Origin of the sequence: Mycolicibacterium smegmatis, from assembly GCF_001457595.1 — a bacterium.
GTDB classification, from domain to species: domain Bacteria; phylum Actinomycetota; class Actinomycetes; order Mycobacteriales; family Mycobacteriaceae; genus Mycobacterium; species Mycobacterium smegmatis.
Genome location: NZ_LN831039.1, coordinates 5,659,205 through 5,681,249, shown reverse-complemented (window position 1 = coordinate 5,681,249; position 22,045 = coordinate 5,659,205). Strand labels below are relative to the sequence as shown.

Genomic DNA, 22,045 nt, shown 5'->3' with positions numbered 1-22,045 from the left:
GGGTGCCCGCCGGGCACTTCGGGCCGTGTGTGGTTGCACAGCAACCAATTTGGGCGGTTCACCGGATGCCCGGCGGCCGGATTCGCGCACGATCGACGCCGGAAACGGGTCGGCATCGGTGGGTCGCCCGTCTCGGCAACGACCTACGACGCGCCGATCGTGAGGTTAACCGGCGCGATCGGCTTGGACGTGTACGTGCGGCCGCCGCTTTCCACCGTGACGACTAGTCGTTGGCGACGTCGGTCGATCGCTCCGCTGGCTGCGGACAGGGCGCGGAGATTCACGAGACCGGTGAAGAATGTCGCATCGGCACCGGGCGCGATGTCGTGCGGGGCGGACGGGCACCCCTGCGGGTCATCGACCGATACGAAGGACGTGCCTGCCGGGTCAACACGTATCGCCCACTTGGCGACGTGGAACGGTGCGCGCCCGGCGTTGACGACGTTGACGCCTACGACGTAATGGCCTCCGGGTGGAAATTGCGCGGTGGCGGAGCGGAGTGACTCGCGTATGTCGCGGGTCGCGTCGTTCGTCAGCAATCCGCCGCCGTAGTGGTAACCGACGACCGGCGTCAGTTTCGGTCGCGCGCCCTGCATCAGGAACGTGTAGACCTGCCACGTCAACGACGAGACGGCGACGCCAAACCCGAGCAAGCCGAGAACGAACGCGGCGACCGTCATGGCAGGCCGCTGCCCGCGGACGGGTCGGGCGCTTCGATGAGGTCGCATTGGTCGACCCACCGTGCCAACAGGCTGAGTACCGCCAACCGTTCCGCCGCTTCTTGTTCGGACATCTCGGCCGTGCCGTGTGCCGCCGGGTTGCGGATCGTCATTTGCGCACCCGGCGCGAACTGGCGGAGACCGTCGTTCATCGACTTCACCGACTGGTCCGCCGGATTACCTGGCCACCGGAGACGCGGCTCACCCGGTTTCGGTGGGTTGTTCGAGAACGCCTGCTGCCACTGCGACGTGTCGGGGATGTCGTTGCGGCCGGTCCGGGCCTTCACCAGTGCGATCACGCCATCGGCCGCCGCCGACACTGCCTGGCGGTAATGGCCGTCGCGCCAGAGCCGCGAAGCCTGTCCCCACACCGCCGGATGCATCCCCGCTACACCGACCTTCGGTGGTGCCTCGGCTTCGGCCCGCACGATCAATTCGTCGAGTTGGCCGATCATTTGGTTGGCCGCGTCGATGATGTTCGAGGGCTCAAGCACCGGCTTCGGCTGTAGCACTGTCGCCCACGCCGCGATCGGATCGACCGCGCCCTGGACCCCTTGGACGTGATATTGCACGCCGGTGAGACCGGGTGCACGGCGAGCCCGTCCGGCGGCCTCGGCAACGCGTGTCCGTCGCGCCTGCAACTCGTCCTCGTCAATGCCCTCGCGGGGCGACACAGCAGGGAACAGTCCACGGCCCGTGCCCTCCCACGTCGGCGTGTGCAATTCCAGCAGCGACTCGAACGCGTCGCGGAAGTCCCGAACGAACTCGGCCAATTGCCGCAGGTAGTCGGGGTTCTTTTCTGCTTCCATGTCGCCGACGCTATCGGCGGGCACCGACAACCCGGCATGCAGACACGCCGGTCGCCGTTTCGCTCGTAGCGAACGATGTTCTCACCCAACATGGGTCTTGATCGGCGTCGGCGTCGGCGGCCTCGTCCGTAGACTCGCCTGGCATGGCCAAGAAGGATGTCACGCGCGAGGACGTACTGAAGGCGATCGCGGAGTTCGACAAGCTTGGTCGGGACGCGTTTCTAGCTAAGTACGGTATGGGGAAGGCGACTGGATACCTGCTGCACTGCGGCGGCAAGGAGTACGACTCAAAGGCCATCCTCGCGGCCGCCCACGGGCACCACCCTGGTCTCCCGCCTCTCACGTCGGACGAGTTCTACGGCGGCGAGAGCGATGCGGTCAAGTACTTGCGCCGACTGGGGTTCGTCGTGCCGCCTAGCCGTGAACCCACTTGGACGCGAGACGAATTGATCTTGGCCTGTGACCTCGTTCTCGAGAACGGGTGGAAGGGAATGGGCGCGAACGATGCGCGGGTCCAGGCGCTATCGGACCTGCTTCAACAGTTGCCAATTCACCCGATGGAGATGCGCGGACCGAAGTTCAGGAATCCGAATGGTGTCGGGCGCAAAACTTGGGACATCGCCACGCATCACCCCGAGTACACGGGCACGCCGACGAACGCCGGTGCGACTGACCTAGAAGTGCTCAACGACTTCCTTCAACGCGAGAGCGAGATGCGTCAGGCCGCGCAGTTGATCCGCGACGGCATGAGCACGGGTGATCTGGTCGACGCAACTGAAGTGGTGAACGACGTCGATGAGTTAGACGAAGATGAAGCGCCAGAGGGTCGACTTCTTGAACGGCGGCACTTCGCCCGAGAGCGTGATCGTGGACTGCGTGCCAAGAAGATCAAGAAGCACCTACAAAAGCACAAGTCCCTCGCGTGTTCGACGTGTGGATTCGACTTCAAAGCTGCGTACGGATCACACGGCGACGGATACATCGAGTGCCACCACGTAGTGCCGCTGCACGCGTCGGGGGAGGTGAAGACGCGCCTAGACGACCTAATCCTCATCTGCGCGAACTGCCACCGCATGATTCACCGACGCTCCCCGTGGCTCACGCCCGAACAACTTCGTGCGCTGGTGGAGGAGGCTCGAACATAACGGGTCGTTCGTTCCGCCGACGGCCAATCGTCGACTTAATCATGCGGTCACCGATTCCTCCGGGAAGGCAGCTATGAACGAGGTGAAGTACCCCGAGTACCGGCAGTATCAAGAGATCAGCATTGATGTAAATAATGCCGTAATGTCACTACTCGCAGGTTCCAGGATTGCCAACCACGCAATCGTGAATAACGGTACACAAAATCAACAGCTTGCAGACATTTTCCCAACGGTCGAGCACATCGATCGGTTCAACCTCCGGGTTGGTCCAGCAACGAAATACCTTAGTGCTGCGGATGATCACCTGGCGTCAATGGAGATAACATATGCGTTGGCAGTTCACGAGGACTTTGTGACATCTGCGATTGAATTCGCGCGGAGCGCGGGAGTCAACGTAAGTTCATCGAGACCGATCACTGCCAAAAGTATGCACAGGGTCTTGTTCAACGCGCTCGGTTACACCGCCCGACCGGAATCGACGGAATGTTTCCAGCTACTTCGATGCATGAGAAACGCCGTCGTCCATGCGGGCAGGAGGGTACAGCAGGAGTTAACGAACCAGATCAGCAACATGAGCCCTGCCGCGGTGCAAGAATGGCAGCGATTGAATGGTCAACCGCCCTCAGACGTAGTACAGCAGGCTGAATTAGTCCTTGTGGCGTCGCACATCTTTTCAGCCTTTGCCGTGATCAAACAGCTCGGGCGGGATATCAGCGCCGCATTGGCGGCAACGATACCTGTTCGAGTGTGGGCCGAAGTGTGTGTGCAAGACTTCCAAGAATCCACGAAGAATAATCGCAATTCATCCGGGTGGCGTCGAGCGCTTATCGGGTACGCGAGGAGCCGATACGGGCCGGTAAACATTCCTGAAAGCGATCTAGAGTCGGCCGCCAGGACTCTAGGGCTATGGACAATAGCCAGTTGGCAATAGTAAGAATAAACGAGGGCTCTTCCTATTGAGCTACTTCCGGCATCGGTACCGGAGCCGGGACTCGAACCCGGGTCTCCATCGCTCTGCGGTTGGTCATGGTCGTGAACCTGCGGAAGCTAAGACTTCGAACCACCTCAGATAAAGATACCTGACCGCTTCTGGTCCCACGATCAGCACCAGCCTGCCTGCAAATGAGCCATGAATGTCTTTCGTCAAATCTCTACCATCATTTGATCAAGACGTTCTGGGCGGGGTTCGTCGATACGCAGCTGCCCGATGGGCAGGTGGTGTGGACGATGCCCAGTGGTCGCACCTACACCACGGTGCCGGGCAGTCGCTGGGTGTTTCCGCAGTGGGACACCACCACCACCACACTGCCGCCACCACCGCCGCGGGCAACCTCACCGGCGCGCGGGGTGATGATGCCGCAGCGCAAACTGACCCGCGCAGAGCAACGGGCCCGCCAGATCCGCGCCGAACGCGCCCGCAACGAAAAGTACCTTTCCGAACGGAACAAGCCACCCCCGCAATGACCGTTCGGGGCGCACAATTGGGCCACGGATCAACGCAACGTGGGGAGCCGCGATGAACGATCAGGTCTACGACTACTTCGGCTCGATGTTCCAGCGCTACTTCAGACCGGCCGTCGACGAGTACCCGCAGACCGGTGGGGTTCTCGTGCACCGCCTGATGACGTCCACCGATGAGGTCCAGGATCGGGTGGCCGAAGCGCGCCATGCCGCGTACGCCTGGAGCAAGGTCGACCTGGGGACGGTCGACATCGCGTCCGAGTTCTTCATGATCACCCAGTGCGGGCTGATGTACGGCGCCCGGTTCGCGCACCCGGATCACCCGCACTACTACCTGGCGACCCCGGCCGCGCTGTTCGACGCGTTCGTCGACCAGGTCGAGTGTTGCGACGTGCACGCCGGCGACGTCATCGGCGTTGACCGTCGCTGCAGCCGCGACCTGTCCGCGGCGCACCCCATGGACGCCGCCTTGCGGCGGATCCTCGACGAACACGAGACTCTGCGCGTCAACGTCGGCTGAGCGACACACCCTGCGCGGACGAATCGATGAGCGTCTCTCGTTGTTAAGAATCGAGAGACGGAGGTCATCGAATTGAGTGCTGCGGAGCAGGAGTTCTCGGCGTACGGGCCGTCGCACCTGGTGGTGCTGGCCATCTTTGTGGTGGGCGCGGCCCTGCTCGTGTGGGCCGGACGCAGGCAGACAGAACAGCAGGCCAAGCTGCTGAGCCGAGTGCTCGCGGTGCTACTGATCGCCACATTTGCAGTGGCGCTGGCCTACAAGCTGGCGCGACCCCACCTCGACACGTCGGTACCGCTGCAACTGTGTGACGTCGCGGAACTCGTGGCGGCGTACGCGCTCTGGTCGCAGCGACATTGGGCTTTCGTGCTCACGTACTACTGGGGCCTGGTGCTCAGCTCGCAGGCGTTGCTCACACCTGACGTCGGCACGGCCGAGGAAGGCGCACCGGACTTCCCACACCATCTGTTCATCACGTTCTTCGTGCTGCACGTGCTGGTCGTTTGGTCGGCCATCTATCTGACCTGGGGGCGACGGGCGAGCCTGCGGTGGCGGGATTGGCGCTTCGCGGTGATCGTCACCCTGGCCTGGTTCGCGGTGACGTTCACGTTCAACACGATCGCCGGAACCAACTACGGCTATCTCAACGGCAAGCCGCCGACGGCCTCGATCCTGGACGCGCTGGGGCCGTGGCCGTTCTATCTGCTGGTCGAAGTGACGATTGTCGTCGCCGTGTGGGCATTGATGACGTGGCCATGGGTCCGCATCCGGCAGAACGCCGATGCGAAGGTGCCCTGAGTTACGACGATCTACGACTTCTTCGCAGCTGCCTTCTTGGCGGGCGCCTTCTTGGCCGTGGATTTCATGGCGGCCGCCTTCTTCGCGGGGGCCTTTTTGGCGGGCTTGGAATCCGACTTGGATTCCTTCGAATCGGACTCGGAATCGGAGTCGTCCTTTGAGTCCGACTTGCCACCCTTGCGCGCCTTGACGCTGGCCTCGAGCTTGGCCAGCAGATCGGAGACGTCCTCGGTGCCCTCGTCGAGTTCGGCAGGCTGCTCTTCGACCGAGAAGGCCTCGCCGCCTTCCAGTTTCGCCTGAACCAGCTCGCGCAGTTGCTCCTGATAGTCGTCGTGGTACAGGTCGGGTTTGAAGTCGTCGGTCATCGATTCGACGACCTGCCCGGCCATCTTGAGCTCGGCCGGTTTGATCTGCACTTCCTTGTCGAGGATCGGGAAATCGGGATCGCGGATCTCGTCGGGCCACAGCAGCGTGTGGATCATCATGACGTCGCGCTTGCTGAAGTCCTTGACACGCAGCGCCGCCAGCCTGGACTTGTTGCGCAGCGAGAAGTGCACGATCGCGATCCGGTCGGTCTCAGCGAGCGTCTTGGCGAGCAGCACGTACGACTTCGACGATTTCGAATCGGGCTCAAGGAAGTAGCTCTTGTCGTACATCAGCGGATCGAGCTGCTCGGCCGGGATGAACTCGACGACCTCGATCTCACGGCTGCGTTCCTCGGGTAGCGTCGCGATGTCCTCGTCGGTGATCACGACCATCTGGCCGTCGTCGGATTCGAAGGCCTTGTTGATGTCGCGGTACTCGACGACCTCGCCGCAGACTTCGCACACGCGCTTGTAGCGAATGCGCCCGTTGTCCTTGGCGTGGACCTGATGGAACTTGATGTCGTGGTCCTCGGTCGCGCTGTAGACCTTGACCGGCACGTTCACCAGGCCGAAGGCGATCGAACCCTTCCAGATGGATCGCATAAGGCCAGTATGGCCTACCGCACGGTTCATCCCGCCGTCTTTACCCGGCCCGGCGCGCCCGGAAACTGTCGTGCTCGGCCACTTCACGAATTTTCGATTCATAACTGACGCACCCGTCATACCATCCCGCCCCGTGAGCTCCTGGACCTGTTTGTGCGGTGGAACACGTTCTAAGGCGGTAGGGGATTGACGGATTCTCTGCCCGGTCTCGACAAAGACGAGAACAGGACGTGGGCGCATTTCCTGGAATCGACGACGTTGATTCTCGACGAACTCAACCGGCAACTCATGAGTTGTCACGACATGACCCTGCCCGACGTCCAGCTGCTGGATCTGCTCGCGAAGTCCGGGAACGGATCCGCTCGTGTCGGTGATATCGCCGACGAGCTCACTGCGCCGCCCAGCACGGCGACCGGCCAAATCGCCCGTCTGGAAGAGGCCGGGCTGGTGCGTCGCGGCGTCAGTTCGAAGGACCGGCGCGGGGTCACGGTGACGCTGACCCCTGCCGGTTGTCGCCGGCTGAAGCCGGCGCTCGCAACCTACGCCCGCTTTGTCCGGTTGAACTACCTCAACCCGCTGACGCGCAGACAGATGCTCGCCGTCGGCGACAACGGACGCCGAATCAGTGAGGGATTGAGGGGACCAAGGCGCTCGTGAACTTGTTTCAATTGTCGTCCACGATATTTTCGCTCTGAAACTGTCCGAACGTGCCACTTATGTGCCTGATCGAACCGGCACGCATCACGATCAGCGCATTCTTGAATGCATTGATGTTGCGCCGGTCGATGACCAGTCGGCAGTTGCGTGAGCGTTCGGGCAAGTCGGATTCGCTCAGGTTCTTCTCAGGTAGCTTTCGCTGTGCCCGGGCTCACATCCGAACAGCCTATGAAGGGATCTTCATGGAAGTAGCAGCTCGCTCGCGCCTCTTGGCCGGTGCCGCCATCATCGGCGCTGGTGCTCTGGTCGCGGCACCGATCCAACCAGTGCCCGACGTCATCGCTGCGCCGGTCATTCAAAGTGCCACTCCGGCAGTGGAAATGACGGCCCTGGTCAATCCGATCGAACTGTGGTCTGCGGTCATCAGCCAAGCGATCGCGAACACCGGCGCCATCGCCAACACTGTCCTGGAGAACCCGATACCGATCGCCCATAAGGTCATCGACAACCAGCTCATCACCGCCGATGTCCTCACCTCGTTCGTCGCGTTGTTCGGCGAAGGATTCGTGGCGAGCGCGGGAGGCGTCCCTGCCGCGCTCCAATCCGCGGTCGAGCAGATTCTTGCCGGCGAGATCTACAGTGGCGTCGAGAATTACGCTATCGCGATCCTCACGCCGGTGGTGGAGGGCGCACTGGGAGCGCTGGGGCAGCTCGACGACATCAGCGCTGTCCTGCAGAATCCGTTCCTCAACGCCGCCAATGTCGTGGGGACGGTGGTGAGCGTACCGACGCTGATCGGTGCTGGGCTGCCAATTCTGTTCGAGGCCCTGTCGCCGATCCTCCAAGTCGGACTCACCGCGCAGGGTGTCTACGACGGTGTGACCGCCGGTGATCTCGAGGCCGTGGCCAACGCCCTCATCAGTTTCCCCTCCGACATGGCGGGAACAATTCTCAACGGCAACCCCACCATCGGCAACAGCGGGCTGCTCGGTAGCGAGCTCGGGCTGATACCGAGCCTGCTCACTGTCCGGCAGTCGATCGCGGATGCGATCCAGCCACCGGCCGTCAGCACACTGGTTGGAGCGAAGATGGAGTCCGCGCCCGAGGTGAACTCGTTCACCTTCACCGTCGACGAGGATGGTGAACTCGGCGAGGTCACCAAGTCCACGACGGAATCGGGGACGACAGAGGGCAACGGCATCCAGGCGATCGCCGCCAAGAGCGCTGATGCTGAGGATGATGCAACGACCGGGACCGGCACCGAGACCGAACCGGAGAAGTCCGAGAAGCCGGTCGAGAAGTCGAAGAAACCGCTTGTGACACTTGGCAACAAGTTCTCTCCGACCACCACGGCCGGTGACAAGGCCAGGCCGGGGCAGCGGGCCGAGGCGGCGCTGAAGTCGATCGGGGACGAGGTCAACAAGACCGTCAAGAAGATCGGCGACGGCGTCAAGAAGGCGCTGGGTGTGAAGGGCAAGAAGAAGGCCGACTCCAAAGCCTCGTCGTCGTCGAAGGACAGCGCGGGAAGCGAGGACTGACCGCCGACCGGTAGGCCCCCGAGGCGACTCGGGGGCCTACTGCTGCGCGGCCCGCAAAGCGTCGCGATCGGGAAGATCGGCGCCGGCCTTGGCGACGGTGAGTGCCGAGGTCAGCGCGGCCGTCGACAACACGTGCTCGAGCGCATCGGTGCTGATGTGGGCCAGGTTGCGTCGCCTGTCGGCGCCCAGCAGGTCGAGTGACCACAGCGCGTCGAGCAGTCCGGTCATGAACGCGTCGCCCGCACCGACGGTGTCGATGACCTCGACGGTTCGTGCGGGCACCCGGACCATCCCGGCGCCGCACACCGCGAACGAGCCCTCGCCGCCCGCCGTGACGGCGACGATCGAGGGGCCCATGCTCAGCCAGGTCTTGGCGATCTGCTCGGGGGAGCGGCGTGAGTCGAGCCAGCGCAGGTCCTCGTCGCTGACCTTGACGACGTCGGCGCGCTCGACCAGGCGCTCGATGCGCCGGCGCGCGGTCTCGCCGTCGGAGATCAGTGCAGGCCGCACGTTCGGGTCGAACGTGATGGTGGCCGACAGGTGGTAGGCATCCAGCAGCGCCGCGGCGGCGCGGCACCCGGGTTCGAGCACCGTGGCGATCGAACCGGAGTGCGCGACGATCGGCGGGGCGACCTCGGCCGTGCCCGCGAGCTGCCAGTCGATGTCGAACTCGTAGGTGGCCGAGCCTGCGGCGTCGAGCCTGGCCTGCGCCGTCGGCGTCTTCTTGGCCGATGTCGATCCCGGAACAAGCTGCACGCCAGAGGCTTTCAGGTAATCGACGATGCGCCGGCCGCGGGGGTCATCGGCGATGTGGGTGAGGAAGTCGACGTCGCGGCCCAACCGGCCGAGCCCGACTGCGACGTTGAGCGGGCTGCCGCCGACGTGCTCGCCGACGACCTGCCCTTCTCGCTCGACGATGTCGATCAGTGCCTCACCGATGACCAGAGCACGGCTCATGAGCGCAATGATTCCAGGGTGGCCCGCGCCCCGTGGCGGTGTAGCGAATCCAGTGCCCACAGATACTCGTCGACGAACCGCTGCGACGACGCGAGGTCGCCGAACACCTCGGTGTTCTCGATGAACGCCGTCGGATGCTCACGCTGGCTGAGGGCGATCGGCACCAGGGTGTCGGCGAGTTGATCTTCGACGTTGATGGGTTCGCCCTGTTCGTCTACGCCTTCGGCGTAGCGTGCCCAACTTGCCACCACGGCCGCGGACAGGCGGATGGGCGCACCGGTCTTGAGGTTCTCGCGGATGACGGGCACCAGCCACTTCGGGATGCGGTCGGAGGATCCGTAGCACAGGCGCGCGATGGTGTCGCGCACGCCGGGATTGGCGAACCGCTCGATCAGTGTGTGCTTGTACTCGTCGAGGTCGATGCCGGGCACGGGTTGCAGGGTGGGTGTGGCCTCGGAATCCATGTACGCCAGCAGGAAATCGGCGAACAGCGGGTCGCTCGCGGCGTCGTGCACCAGCCGGTAGCCGGCCAGGTACCCGAAGTAGCACAGGGCCTGATGGCTCGCGTTGAGCAGGCGCAACTTCATGAGCTCATACGGCGTGACGTCGTCGACGACCATCACGCCGACCTCTTCATACGGCGGTCGGCCGTCGGAGAACGAGTCCTCCAGCACCCACGTGGTGAACGGTTCGGCCACCACGGGCCACTGATCGGCCACGCCGAACTCGCGCTCGACGGTGCTGATCACCTCGGGAGTTGTCACAGGCGTGATGCGGTCGACCATCGAATTGGGAAAACGGGTGTTGGCGGACATCCATTCGCCCAGACCGGGATGGACACGCTCGGCGTAGGTGGTGAACGCCTTGCGGGCGACGTCGCCGTTGCCCTCGATGTTGTCGCACGACACTATGGTCGGTGAGCCGATGCCGCGGTCGCGCCGGCGCACGAGGGCCTCGGTGACCAGGCCGAACACGTTGATCTCGGGGGCCGAGTCGATGTAGTAGCCGCCCTCGGTGATGGTCATCGAGATGATCTTGGTGGTCGGTGCGGCCAGCAGTTCGATGACACCTTCTTGATCGTCGGGTGCGTACCGGTAGTCGACGATCGACCCGATCACCCGCGCCTCGCGGTGGCCGTCGGGATGTTCGAGCAACAGTGTGTAGAGCCCGTCCTGGGCCTCCATCACCTCGGCCATCCGGCGGTCGTTCGCCAGCAACCCGACCCCGCAGATGCCCCACTCGGACGCCAGGCCCATCTCGAGCAGCTTGTCGACGTACATCGCCTGGTGAGCGCGGTGGAACCCGCCGACACCGAAATGGACGATGCCGATCTGCACCTTTGCACGGTCGTAGCTGGGGTGGGGGATCGTCAGCTGCTCGAGTGTCGACGACGAGAGCTTCGTCGGAGGTGTTGTGTACGTCACACCCCTCATGTTAGCGTGTTGAGCATCTACTCGCACCCGTGAGCAAGTGTTCACGGTCAGAAAGTGGTGAAAGTGCCCGAACCGACACCGGAGGATCTGCGGCTCGCGCTCCGCGCGGCGACGCTGTATTACCTGGACGGCCTCACGCAGGCCGAGATCGCTTCGCGGCTCGGCGTCTCCCGACCGACCGCCGGCCGGCTGGTGGCGAAAGCCAAAGCCAACGGCCTCGTGCGCATCGAGGTGGTGGTGCCGCCCGACATCCAAGACGACCTACACGCCGAGGAAGAGCGCGAACTGGAACGCCGGTTCGGGCTGACCGAGGCCGTCGTCGCGACCAACGCCGGCCGGGCCGGCGCGGCGCTGTTGATGCGCCGCATCGCCGCCGACGACGTGCTGGGGTTCACGTGGGGGCCCGAGCAGGTGGGCGTCGCGACAAACCTGGTGCCCGGCATCGCGAGTTGTCGTGCGGTGGTGCAGCTCGACGGCGCCATGTCCACCGCGGCGTATCAGACCGGCATGGAAACCATCCTCACGCGCTGCGCGGACACGTTGCGCGCCGAGACCTTCCGGCTGCCCGCACCGCTCTACGCCGACCCGGCGACGGTGGTGTCGATGCGCGAGGACTCGGTGATCTCCCGGACCCTCGACGCCGGACGACGCGCGCAGGCCATGCTCTTCGGTGTCGGCGCGGTGTCGACGTCGACGACGTTGTTCGAGGGCAGTTTCCTCGACATCCGGATGCTCGACGAGCTCATGTCGATGGGCGCCGTCGGCGAGATCGGCGGGCGGTTCTTCAACGCCCACGGCGAGCCCGTGCACGACGAACTGCAGCAGCGTGCGATGTCGGTCCCGTTGGAGGACATCCGCATGTGCGAGAAGACCATCCTGATCTCCGGGGGCGCCGGTAAGTACCAGGCGATCCTCGGTGCCCTGCGGGGCAAGCTGGCGCGGCTTCTGGTGTGCGATATCGATTGCGCCCGTTGGCTGTTGAACCAATGAGAGGTGATGAGAGGTGAAACGGTTGAGAAGATTGGCGGCCTGCATCGCAGCCGCGGGATTGACGGCGACGGCCGGATGCGCCGGAGCGGGCACACTCGGCGCCACCGATCAGACGGTCACCATCGCCATGGTGTCCAACTCTCAGATGACCGACGCGCGTGAGCTGTCCAGCCGGTTCGAAGCGGAGAACCCGGACATCAAGCTGCGGTTCGTCACGTTGTCCGAGAACCAGGCCCGCGCCAAGATCACCGCTTCGACGGCCATGGGCGGCGGTGAGTTCGACGTCGTGATGATCAGCAACTACGAGACCCCGCAGTGGGCCGAGAACGGTTGGCTGGTCGACCTTTCCGATTACGCCCGCAACACGCCCGGCTACGACGAGGACGACTTCATCCCGTCGCTCAAGGACTCGCTGTCCTATCAGGGCGACATGTACTCGGTGCCGTTCTACGGCGAATCGTCGTTCCTGATGTACCGCAAGGACCTGTTCGAGCAGGCCGGCATCGAGATGCCCCGCACGCCGACCTGGCAGCAGGTCGCCGACGCGGCCGCCGAGCTCAACGGGCCCGACATGGTCGGGATCTGCCTGCGCGGCAAGCCCGGATGGGGTGAGGTGCTCGCGCCGCTGGACACCGTCATCAACACCTTCGGCGGCCGCTGGTTCGACATGGACTGGAACGCCCAGCTCACCAGCCCCGAGGTGCGCAAGGCCGTGCAGTTCTACGTCGACACCGTCAGGGAATACGGCGAACCGGGCGCATCCGCAGCCGGTTTCGGTGAATGCGCGACGCAGTTCGCGCAGGGCCGCGCGGCGATGTGGTACGACGCCACCTCGGCGGTCTCGACGGTGGAGGACCCCGCGTCGTCCAACGTCGTCGGCAAGGTCGGCTACGCGATGGCGCCGACGATGGAGAAGCCCAACTCGGGCTGGCTGTACACGTGGGCGCTGGGCATCCCCAAGAGCAGCGACAAGCCCGACGCGGCGTGGAAGTTCATCTCGTGGATGACCGACAAGGACTACATCCACCTCGTCGGCGAGGAACTGGGATGGGCCCGCGTGCCACCCGGCAGCCGCCTGTCGACCTACGAGATCCCCGAGTACAAGGAAGCTTCCGCGGCGTTCGGCCAGGTCACCCTCGACTCCATCGAGGGCGCAGATCCGGCCAAGCCCACGGTGCAACCGGTCCCGTACACCGGTGTGCAGTTCCTGGCGATCCCGGAGTTCCAGGACCTCGGAACCCGTGTGAGCCAACAGATCAGCGCGGCCATCGCCGGGCAGAAGTCCGTCGACGAGGCGCTGGAGCAGGCGCAGAAGTACGCCGAAGTCGTCGGCCGAAGCTACCAGGAGAAGCCATGACAACCACCGAGGAGAGAGCCTCGGCCGAGGCGGCCGCCGAGGCCGAACACGTCGCACGTATCAAGAAGACGCAGGACCCCGGGGTTTCACGCGCCGAAGGCTGGCGCCGCCGCGGACCGCTGCTGCCTGCGCTGATCTTCATGATCGTCGTCACCCAGATCCCGTTCCTGTTCACGTTGTACTACTCGACGCTGTCGTGGAACCTGGTGCGACCCGGATCCCGCGAGTTCGTCGGGTTGCAGAACTACGTCGACGTCGTGCAGGACGCCACGTTCTGGCAGGCGGCCTTCAACTCGGTGTTCTTCATCGTGCTGACGGTGCTGATCTCGGTCGTACTGGGCCTGCTGCTGGCGCTGCTGCTCGACCGGGTGTTCCTGGGCCGCGGCGTCGTACGCACACTGCTCATCACGCCGTTCCTCGTGACACCCGTTGCGGGAGCGCTGATGTGGAAGACCGCGATGCTCGACCCGGTGTTCGGCTTCGTGAACTGGCTGCTGCCCGGCGGGGGCATCGATTTCATCGGTGAGTTCCCGCGCGCGTCGATCATCGTCGCCCTGGTGTGGCAGTGGACGCCGTTCATGATGCTGCTGATCCTCGCCGGCCTCCAGTCGATGCCGCGAGACGTCCTGGAGGCCGGTCGAGTCGACGGCGCCAACGCGTTCCAACTGTTCCGTGAACTGACGCTGCCGCACCTGCGCCGGTTCATCGAACTGGGAACCGTGCTGGGTGCCATCTACCTGGTCAACACGTTCGACCAGATCTACATGATGACGCAGGGCGGGCCGGGTACGGCCAGTGCGAACCTGCCGTTCTACATCTATCAGCGCGCGTTCCTGGGCTTCGACATCGGCCAGGCCGCCGCGATGGGCGTCATCGTCGTGATCTTCACGATGATCATCGCGACGTTCGCGCTGCGACTGATCTTCAAATCATTCTCCGGTGCACAGGAGGCGGCGTGATGACCACCGATACCGCAACCAAGACAACGGCTCCGGCCCCCACTCCCGGGCCGAGGACCAAAGTCAAGCGGCGCAAGTTCGATCCGTGGGGCGTGGTGGCCTGGATCGTCGGCCTCGGGTTCTTCTTCCCGGTGTTCTGGATGGTGCTCACCGCGTTCAAACAAGAGGTCGACGCCTACACCGTCACACCGAAGTTCTTCTTCGTCCCCACCCTCGACGAGTTCCGTGCCGTGTTCTCGCAGGGGGTCGGCACCAGCCTGCTGAACTCGCTGTTCGCCACCACGGCGTCGACCGTCCTGGTGCTCGTGCTCGGCATCCCGGCCGCGTTCGCGCTCTCGCTCAAGCCCGTGCGCAAGACCCAGGACGCATTGTTCTTCTTCATGAGCACCAAGATGCTGCCGATCGTCGCGGCGATCATCCCGATGTACGTGATCGTGTCGAACATCGGTCTGCTGGACAACATCTGGGCACTCATCATCCTGTACACGGCGATGAACCTGCCGATCGCGGTGTGGATGATGCGTTCGTTCTTCCTCGAAGTGCCCGGCGAACTCCTTGAGGCGGCAAGCCTCGACGGTGCCAGCACATGGCGGTCGATGCGTGAGGTGATCCTGCCGCTCGTGTCGCCCGGTATCGCGGCCACGGCGTTGATCTGTGTGATCTTCGCGTGGAACGAGTTCTTCTTCGCGGTCAATCTGACTGCGGTACAGGCCCAGACCATGCCGGTGTTCCTGGTCGGCTTCATCGCCGGTGAGGGTCTGTATTGGGCCAAGCTGTGCGCAGCGTCGACCATGGCTGCGCTTCCTGTGGTTCTCGCGGGTTGGGTCGCGCAGAACAAGCTGGTACGTGGACTGTCCTTCGGGGCCATCAAGTAAGGGGAGATATTCGCAATGGCTGCTATCACTTACCGCAACGCCTCGTGCATCTACGAGGGCTCCGACAAGCTCGCGGTCGACTCGCTGAACCTCGACATCGCCGACGGTGAGTTCGTGGTCCTGGTGGGCCCGTCCGGTTCCGGCAAGAGCACGGCGCTGCGCATGCTGGCCGGCCTCGAGGACATCGACGAGGGTGACATCGAGATCGGTGGCCGCAACATGCGCGGTGTGCCGTCGAAAGACCGCGACATCGCGATGGTGTTCCAGAACTACGCGCTGTACCCCACCAAAACCGTCGCCGAGAACATGATCCGCCCCGGCGTGTCTGGAGAGTTCTTCCGTTGGGAAGGATGGGCACGTGGGATCGAAGTCATCGAGGCGGTATCCAGACGAGCTGAAGGTGCGGGCGGTGCAGATGGTGGCCGATCTGCGCAGCGAGACAGTTTCGGAGTGGGAGGCGATGGGCCGGGTTGCTGACCTGCTGGGCGTCGGTACTGCCGAAACGGTGCGCAAATGGGTCCGCCAGGCTGAGATCGACGCCGGCTCTCGGGCGGGGCAGACCAGCGAGGAATCCGAGGTCCTGCGCAAGCTGCGCCGGGAGAATGCCGAACTCAAGCGGGCCAACGCGATCTTGAAGGCGGCCTCGGTTTTCTTCGCCGCCGAGCTCGACCGGCCCTCTCAGTAGTCGTGGAGTTCATCAGCGCCCACCAGCACATGCGGGTGGGCGTTGATGGTCTCAAGTGGGGTGTCGAGTCGATGTGCGCTGTGCTTTCCGAGTACGGCGTCACGATCGCCCCGTCGACGTATTACGCCCACCGCGCCCGTCAGGGCCCCTCGAAAGCCGACTGGGCCGATGCGCAGGTGATCGATGCGATCTGGCAGCTTCGCCAATCGCAGAGTCTGTACCGAGTCCTGGGCGCTCGTAAGACATGGATTGTATTGCGCACCAATGGTATCGACGTATCGCGCTGTGTCGTGGAACGGGTCATGCGGGAGATGGGTTGGCGGGGTGCGTGCAAGCGCCGGCGGGTGCGCACCACCGTCGCCGATCCGGCAGCGACGCGAGCCCCGGATCGGGTCCGGCGTAATTTCGTCGCCGGTGCGCCTGACCGATTGTGGGTGGCCGATTTCACCTACTGCCGGACTCGTGCCGGCTGGGCCTACACGGCGTTCGTCACCGATGTCTATGCCCGCAAGATCGTGGGTTGGAAGGTGGCTACCGAGATGACCCAGAAGCTGGTGACCGATGCGATCGACCACGCTATCGACACCAGAAAGCGTTCGGGTGCAGCATCTTTGGATTCACTTATCCACCACAGCGACGCGGGCTCGCAATACACCGCGGTCGCGTTCACCGAACGTCTGGCCGCTGAGGGGATCCTGCCTTCAGTCGGATCCGTCGGGGATAGTTTCGATAATGCTCTGGCCGAATCGGTGAACAGCAGCTACAAGACCGAACTCATCGACCGCCAGCCGCTCTATCCCGGTGCCACCGAACTGGCGCTGGGGACCGCCGAATGGGTGGCCTTCTACAACCGTCAGCGACCCAACGGCTACTGCCAGGACCTGACCCCCGATCGGGCCGAAGCGCTCTACTACCATCGCCAACGGCACCCTCATGCCGAGGAGGCACTCAGATAAGAGAACCTCCCGACATGCCGGGGCGGATCAACATGGGCTTCGCGCTCAAGCTGCGTGGCGTGCCCGCGGCCGAACGGCGCAAGAAGGTCGAAGAGGCCGCCAAGCTGCTCGACCTCGAACAGTTCCTGGATCGCAAGCCCGCCAAGCTCTCCGGTGGTCAGCGCCAGCGCGTGGCGATGGGACGCGCGATCGTGCGTGAGCCGCAGGTGTTCTGCATGGACGAGCCGCTGTCCAACCTCGACGCCAAGCTGCGTGTGCAGACCCGCACCCAGATCGCCGCGCTGCAGCGCAGGCTCGGCACCACCACGGTGTACGTCACGCACGATCAGGTCGAGGCCATGACCATGGGTGATCGCGTCGCGGTGCTGCGCAACGGCAAGCTCCAGCAGTTCGCCTCCCCGAACGAGCTGTACGACAAGCCCGTCAACGAATTCGTCGCGGGCTTCATCGGCTCACCCGCGATGAACCTGGTGAAGCTGCCGATCGTCCCCGACGGTGTGCGGGTGGGCGACAACTCCACCCTTGAGCTCGAACGCGACCAGATGACCCGGCTGAGCCAGCTCGGCCTGTCCGAGGTCACCATCGGCATCCGGCCCGAGCAGCTGGAGATCGAGGAGTCAGGCCGCGTCGAGGTGGTCGTCGACCTCGTGGAGGACCTGGGCAGCGAGGCCTACGTCTACACCCACGCCGCGTCGGGCTCCGGCGTCGAACTCGTGGCACGCTGCAACCCGCGCCGGGCGCCCAAGCTGGCCCAGACGGTGCGCCTGCGCAAGTCGCCCGACGGCGTGGTGCACCTGTTCCACCCGGACACCGGCGAGCGGATCTAGCTTTCTCTGCTGCGCCGATTTCTGCACCAGGGCTGTGGATAACTCGCCCACCACGACCCTGGTGTAGAAATCGGCGCGACGAGGCATCCTTGGGGGATGGAGCGCTATGAGCGGGTTCGCCTGACGAACCCTGACAAGGTGCTCTATCCCGCCACGGGCACCACCAAGGCCGAGGTCTTCGACTACTACCTCAGCATCGCGCAGGTGATGCTGCCGCACATCGCGGGACGGCCGGTGACGCGCAAACGCTGGCCCAACGGTGTCGCGGAAGAGGCGTTCTTCGAAAAGCAGCTGGCGTCGTCGGCGCCGAGCTGGCTGGAACGTGGCTCGATCACGCACAAGTCGGGCACCACGACCTACCCCATCATCAACACGCGCGAGGGCCTGGCGTGGATCGCGCAGCAGGCGTCGCTGGAAGTGCATGTGCCGCAATGGCGGTTCGAGGACGGCGATCAGGGCCCGGCCACCCGGATCGTGTTCGACCTCGATCCCGGTGAGGGCGTCACCATGACGCAGTTGTGCGAGGTGGCCCACGAGGTCCGTGAGCTCATGAGCGACCTGGAGCTGCAGACGTACCCGCTCACCAGCGGCAGCAAGGGCCTGCATCTGTATGTGCCGCTGGCCCAGCCGATCAGCTCACGCGGGGCGTCGGTGCTCGCGCGCCGGGTCGCGCAGCAGTTGGAGCAGGCCATGCCGAAGCTGGTCACCGCGACCATGACCAAGAGCCTGCGTGCCGGCAAGGTGTTCCTCGACTGGAGCCAGAACAACGCGGCCAAGACCACGATCGCGCCGTATTCACTGCGTGGGCGCGACCACCCGACCGTTGCCGCGCCGCGCACATGGGACGAGATCTCCGACCCGGAACTGCGGCACCTGCGGTTCGACGAGGTGCTGGACCGCCTCGACGAATACGGTGACCTGCTCGCGCCGCTGGACGCCGACGCTCCGCTCGCCGACAAGCTCAGCACCTACCGCAGCATGCGCGACGCGTCCAAGACGCCCGAGCCGGTCCCGAAAGAGATTCCGACGACGGGCAACAACGACAAGTTCGTCATCCAGGAGCATCACGCCCGACGGTTGCACTACGACCTGCGGCTCGAACGCGACGGCGTGCTGGTGAGTTTCGCGGTGCCCAAGAATTTGCCCGAGACCACCGCCGAGAACCGTCTCGCGGTGCACACCGAAGACCATCCCATCGAATACCTGACGTTCCACGGCTCGATCCCAAAGGGCGAGTACGGCGCGGGCGACATGGTGATCTGGGATGCGGGCACCTATGAGACCGAGAAGTTCCGTGTCCCCGAGGAACTCGACAACCCCGACGACACGCACGGCGAGATCATCGTCACGCTGCACGGCGAGAAGGTCGACGGCCGTTACGCCTTGATCCAGACCAAGGGCAAGAACTGGCTGGCGCACCGCATGAAAGACCAGAAGAATACGCGGCCAGAGGATTTCGCGCCCATGCTGGCCACCGAGGGATCGGTGCAGAAGTACAAGGCCACGCAGTGGGCGTTCGAGGGCAAATGGGACGGCTACCGCGTCATCGTGCACGTGGATCACGGGAAGCTGCAGATACGTTCACGCACCGGTCGTGACGTCACACGTGAATACCCCCAATTCAAGGCGCTGGCAGCAGATCTCGCCGACCACCATGTGGTGCTCGACGGCGAGGCGGTGGCCCTCGACAACAACGGGATTCCCAGCTTCGGCGAGATGCAGAACCGTGCCCGCTCGACCCGCGTCGAGTTCTGGGCGTTCGACATCCTGTGGCTCGACGGCCGGTCGTTGTTGCGCGCGAAGTATTCCGACCGCCGCAAGATCTTGGAGGCGCTGGCCGACGGTGGCAGCCTGATCGTCCCGGACCAGTTGTCGGGTGACGGGCCCGAGGCCATGGAACACGCCCGTGAGAAACGCTATGAGGGCGTCGTCGCCAAGAAACGGGACTCGACGTACCAACCGGGCCGACGCTCGTCGTCGTGGATCAAGGACAAGATCTGGAACACCCAGGAGGTGGTGATCGGCGGCTGGCGTCAGGGTGAGGGCGGGCGGTCCAGCGGCATCGGCGCACTTGTGCTCGGCATACCGGGACCCGACGGCCTGCAGTTCGTGGGACGCGTCGGAACGGGCTTCACCGAAAAAGAACTCGGCAAGCTCAAAGACATGCTGAAACCGCTGCACACCGACGAATCGCCCTTCGACGCGCCACTGCCCAAGGTCGACGCGCGCGGCGTCACGTTCGTGCGCCCAGAACTCGTGGGGGAGGTGCGCTACAGCGAGCGCACGTCGGACGGCCGGTTGCGCCAACCGAGTTGGCGCGGCCTGCGTCCGGACAAGACACCCGACGAGGTGGTGTGGGAATGACGCTCGCTCAGCACGGTGCCGAGCGTGCGATACTCGCGAAGTGGTGAGTAAGAAGGCGGACTCAACGGCCCGCGAGGTGGTCGCTGTTCAGCTTGTCACCAGCGACCTGGTGGGTGTGGCCCTGCGCAGCGTCGACGGCCTGGAAGTGTCTCTGCCACAGTTTCGGCTGCTGCGGGTGCTCGATGAGTTGGGCGAAGCCGGTGCCACCAGATGTGCGGAGATGCTGGGAATCGGGGGATCGTCCATCACCCGCCTGGTCGACCGACTCCACTCCTCAGGCCACCTGGTCCGTCGCCCGGATCCTGCCAACCGCAGTGCGGTGGTGCTCGCACTCACCGACGAAGGCCGGCGCTTGGTGCGAAAAGTGGAAAGCCGTCGCCGGCGCGAATTGGGTAAGGCGCTGGATCGGCTGAGCTCCGAGGAGCGCTCGCAGTGCATCGCCGCGTTGGAGCGCCTGCACGAGGTGCTGCAGGCTCCCGAGGACCCCCGAATTCCGTACTGAGACGGTGCTCGCTCCAGATTTGCCTGACGCAAGACTTGTCTTGTGCAAGACAAATGCGTTCGATAGTCTCGAGGCATCGATTGAACGGAGCATCGTCATGACCAGCGCGCAGACGCTCGACCGCACCACTGTCTCCGGCCCGCAGAAACTCGGACCATTGACCCCACTGGTCGGTGAGTGGGAGGGCGACGAAGGTGTGGACATCAGCTACCACAACAACGACGATGAGATCGGAAGGACCACCTACTTCGAAAAGGCCGTCTTCAAGCCGATCCCGCTCCAGGAGAACGGCCGGCAGGTGCTCTGGGGTCTCAGCTACTCGATGACCGCCTGGCGGCACGGGGAAGAGGCGATGGACCCCTTCCATGACGAGATCGGGTTTCTGCTCTGGGACAAGGCCGATGGTCAGGTCATCCGCAATGTGGTGTTCGGCCGGGGTATCGCGATCCTCGCGGGCGGTGACGCCGCCATCGGCGATCGCATCCTGCACTTCGACGCGACCCCCGGTGACCCCTGCTACGGCATCCTGCAGAACCGCTATCTGCTCGACCGTGCCGAGATCAAAGGCTTCACCAGCAGTTTCGTCTTCGACGAAGACGGCGCCTTCAGCTACACGTCGGATCTGCGACTGCGACTGGCCGCCACCGGTTCCGAGATGCATCACACCGACGAGAACACCTTGCGTCGCGTCAAGCGGTTCCATCCGGGTTCTGGGCTCAACTGATCACCGGTCGTGATAGTGCACCGATATACCTGTGGCGCCAGGCGCCAGTTCGGGCCGTAACACGAGATCCGCGTCGTACTCGCCGCCGTTCTGACGGCGGAACGGGATGGGCTCCTCGTCGTCGATCGCTTCGATCCGTCGGCGTAGTTCCGCTGTCGCCGAAGCGAACTCATCGCCGGAGAAACGGTCGGCACCATAGAGGCACATGGGCGCCAGGGGAGCGATGCCGACGTACCACAGCGTGCCGTGCAACAGCGGGAAGAGCACTTGGTCGAGTTGGCCGTTGATACCGCGTGGTCCCAGCGCCGCAGGCGGGCTGCCAGACGTCAGGATCGTCAGCGCTTTCTTGCCCGCGAGCGGACCGTCGCCGTAACGCGGTGTACGGCCGGGATTCTCAGGGTCGACGATGCCGTACGCGAAGCCCTTGACGAAGACACGGTCGATCCAACCCTTGAGGATCGCCGGAACGCTGTACCACCACAGCGGAAACTGCAAGACGAACAGATCGGCCCATTCGAGCTTGCGCTGTTCGGCAACGATGTCCGCGCTGAGCGTGCCCGTGCGGAACGCCTGCTGCGAAGCCCGGCTCACCGAGAACCGGCCCTCGGTGTCGCGCGTGTAGTCGTCTCGGTCCAGCGCGGCCTTCCACTTCATCGCGTACAGGTCCGAGACCTGGTATTCGTGGCCGAGTTCCTCGAGGATCCCCAGACCCTCCTGCATGAGAGAACCGTTGAGCGACGCCTGCTCGGGATGGGCGAACACCCACAGGACCTTCATGTGATCACCTCCTGACATCCAGCATCG

The 22,045-nt window shown here is 64.2% G+C and carries 21 protein-coding genes and 2 pseudogenes; 17 read left to right on the top strand and 6 right to left on the bottom strand.

Annotation, left to right across the window (positions count from 1 at the left end; genetic code table 11):
* Nucleotides 1–143: 143 nt before the first annotated feature.
* Together AT701_RS27310 and AT701_RS27305 are read right to left on the bottom strand one after the other, a co-directional pair.
* Nucleotides 144–680 carry a hypothetical protein gene (locus AT701_RS27310; protein WP_058126965.1) on the bottom strand — a complete coding sequence of 179 codons (537 nt, stop codon included), beginning with the start codon at nt 678–680 and terminating at the stop codon, nt 144–146.
* Complete coding sequence (locus tag AT701_RS27305) at nt 677–1,528, bottom strand: TIGR02391 family protein (RefSeq protein ID WP_058126964.1); 852 nt, start codon at nt 1,526–1,528, stop codon at nt 677–679. The genes AT701_RS27310 and AT701_RS27305 overlap by 4 nt, the downstream gene beginning before the upstream one ends.
* Nucleotides 1,529–1,671: 143 nt before the next feature.
* Here AT701_RS27305 and AT701_RS27300 point away from each other — a divergent pair, with 143 nt between their 5' ends.
* The 5 genes from AT701_RS27300 (at nt 1,672) to AT701_RS27285 (ending at nt 5,449) form a co-directional block, all read left to right on the top strand.
* Entirely contained in the window at nt 1,672–2,673 is a 1,002-nt protein-coding gene (locus AT701_RS27300; protein WP_058126963.1) for an HNH endonuclease, read from the top strand.
* Between the two features lie 73 nt (nt 2,674–2,746).
* A complete protein-coding gene (locus AT701_RS34940; RefSeq protein WP_157892584.1) occupies nt 2,747–3,604 on the top strand; it encodes a hypothetical protein in 858 nt (285 codons plus the stop codon).
* A 230-nt stretch (nt 3,605–3,834) separates the two neighbouring features.
* Entirely contained in the window at nt 3,835–4,137 is a 303-nt protein-coding gene (locus AT701_RS27295) for a hypothetical protein (RefSeq protein ID WP_413232164.1), read from the top strand.
* A 52-nt stretch (nt 4,138–4,189) separates the two neighbouring features.
* Nucleotides 4,190–4,654, top strand: a complete 465-nt coding sequence (locus AT701_RS27290; protein WP_011730634.1) for a hypothetical protein — start codon at nt 4,190–4,192, stop codon at nt 4,652–4,654.
* 72 nt (nt 4,655–4,726) lie between these two features.
* A complete protein-coding gene (locus tag AT701_RS27285; protein WP_011730633.1) occupies nt 4,727–5,449 on the top strand; it encodes a YwaF family protein in 723 nt (240 codons plus the stop codon).
* 11 nt (nt 5,450–5,460) lie between these two features.
* On the opposite strand, the gene ku is transcribed toward AT701_RS27285, so the two are convergent.
* Complete coding sequence (ku, locus tag AT701_RS27280) at nt 5,461–6,417, bottom strand: non-homologous end joining protein Ku (RefSeq protein ID WP_058126962.1); 957 nt, start codon at nt 6,415–6,417, stop codon at nt 5,461–5,463.
* A gap of 186 nt (nt 6,418–6,603) precedes the next feature.
* On the opposite strand from ku, the gene AT701_RS27275 reads away from it, so the two are divergent.
* A complete protein-coding gene (locus AT701_RS27275) occupies nt 6,604–7,074 on the top strand; it encodes a MarR family winged helix-turn-helix transcriptional regulator (protein WP_011730631.1) in 471 nt (156 codons plus the stop codon).
* Between the two features lie 59 nt (nt 7,075–7,133).
* Complete coding sequence (locus tag AT701_RS27270) at nt 7,134–8,612, top strand: hypothetical protein (RefSeq protein ID WP_058126961.1); 1,479 nt, start codon at nt 7,134–7,136, stop codon at nt 8,610–8,612.
* Between the two features lie 36 nt (nt 8,613–8,648).
* On the opposite strand, the gene AT701_RS27265 is transcribed toward AT701_RS27270, so the two are convergent.
* Together AT701_RS27265 and AT701_RS27260 are read right to left on the bottom strand one after the other, a co-directional pair.
* Nucleotides 8,649–9,569, bottom strand: coding sequence for a carbohydrate kinase family protein (locus tag AT701_RS27265; RefSeq protein WP_058126960.1), 921 nt, complete (start codon nt 9,567–9,569; stop codon nt 8,649–8,651).
* Entirely contained in the window at nt 9,566–11,002 is a 1,437-nt protein-coding gene (locus tag AT701_RS27260; protein WP_011730628.1) for a mannitol dehydrogenase family protein, read from the bottom strand. Before AT701_RS27260 ends, AT701_RS27265 begins: the two co-directional genes overlap by 4 nt.
* Before the next feature lie 63 nt (nt 11,003–11,065).
* Here AT701_RS27260 and AT701_RS27255 point away from each other — a divergent pair, with 63 nt between their 5' ends.
* From AT701_RS27255 to AT701_RS27205, 10 genes and pseudogenes are all read left to right on the top strand, one after another.
* Nucleotides 11,066–11,992, top strand: a complete 927-nt coding sequence (locus AT701_RS27255; protein WP_003896980.1) for a sugar-binding transcriptional regulator — start codon at nt 11,066–11,068, stop codon at nt 11,990–11,992.
* 13 nt (nt 11,993–12,005) lie between these two features.
* Entirely contained in the window at nt 12,006–13,349 is a 1,344-nt protein-coding gene (locus tag AT701_RS27250) for an ABC transporter substrate-binding protein (protein WP_003896979.1), read from the top strand.
* Nucleotides 13,346–14,308: a carbohydrate ABC transporter permease gene (locus tag AT701_RS27245; protein WP_003896978.1), complete on the top strand. Its 963-nt coding sequence runs from the start codon at nt 13,346–13,348 to the stop codon at nt 14,306–14,308. The genes AT701_RS27250 and AT701_RS27245 overlap by 4 nt, the downstream gene beginning before the upstream one ends.
* Nucleotides 14,308–15,183 (top strand): carbohydrate ABC transporter permease, encoded by an 876-nt coding sequence (locus AT701_RS27240; RefSeq protein ID WP_003896977.1) that lies wholly within the window; start codon nt 14,308–14,310, stop codon nt 15,181–15,183. The genes AT701_RS27245 and AT701_RS27240 overlap by 1 nt, the downstream gene beginning before the upstream one ends.
* Before the next feature lie 15 nt (nt 15,184–15,198).
* Nucleotides 15,199–15,492, top strand: a pseudogene (locus AT701_RS34405) (ATP-binding cassette domain-containing protein); the annotation flags it as partial.
* Nucleotides 15,493–15,598: 106 nt separating this feature from the next.
* Nucleotides 15,599–16,824, top strand: a protein-coding gene (locus AT701_RS27225) for an IS3 family transposase (protein ID WP_085976171.1) whose coding sequence is annotated in 2 segments (ribosomal slippage) — nt 15,599–15,830 and nt 15,830–16,824 — 1,227 coding nt in all. Because the reading frame shifts where the segments join, the coding sequence is not laid out codon by codon here.
* A gap of 29 nt (nt 16,825–16,853) precedes the next feature.
* A pseudogene (locus tag AT701_RS27220) lies at nt 16,854–17,651 on the top strand (ABC transporter ATP-binding protein); the annotation flags it as partial.
* 96 nt (nt 17,652–17,747) lie between these two features.
* Entirely contained in the window at nt 17,748–20,015 is a 2,268-nt protein-coding gene (locus AT701_RS27215; protein ID WP_058126958.1) for an ATP-dependent DNA ligase, read from the top strand.
* A gap of 43 nt (nt 20,016–20,058) precedes the next feature.
* Nucleotides 20,059–20,517 (top strand): MarR family winged helix-turn-helix transcriptional regulator, encoded by a 459-nt coding sequence (locus AT701_RS27210; RefSeq protein WP_223495798.1) that lies wholly within the window; start codon nt 20,059–20,061, stop codon nt 20,515–20,517.
* Nucleotides 20,518–20,614: 97 nt separating this feature from the next.
* Nucleotides 20,615–21,241, top strand: coding sequence for an FABP family protein (locus tag AT701_RS27205; protein WP_011730621.1), 627 nt, complete (start codon nt 20,615–20,617; stop codon nt 21,239–21,241).
* Here the strand turns inward: AT701_RS27205 and AT701_RS27200 are convergent, their stop codons facing one another.
* On the bottom strand, nt 21,242–22,018 hold the full coding sequence (locus AT701_RS27200) for an NAD(P)H-dependent oxidoreductase (protein WP_003896968.1): 777 nt from the start codon (nt 22,016–22,018) through the stop codon (nt 21,242–21,244).
* Nucleotides 22,019–22,045 lie beyond the last annotated feature (27 nt).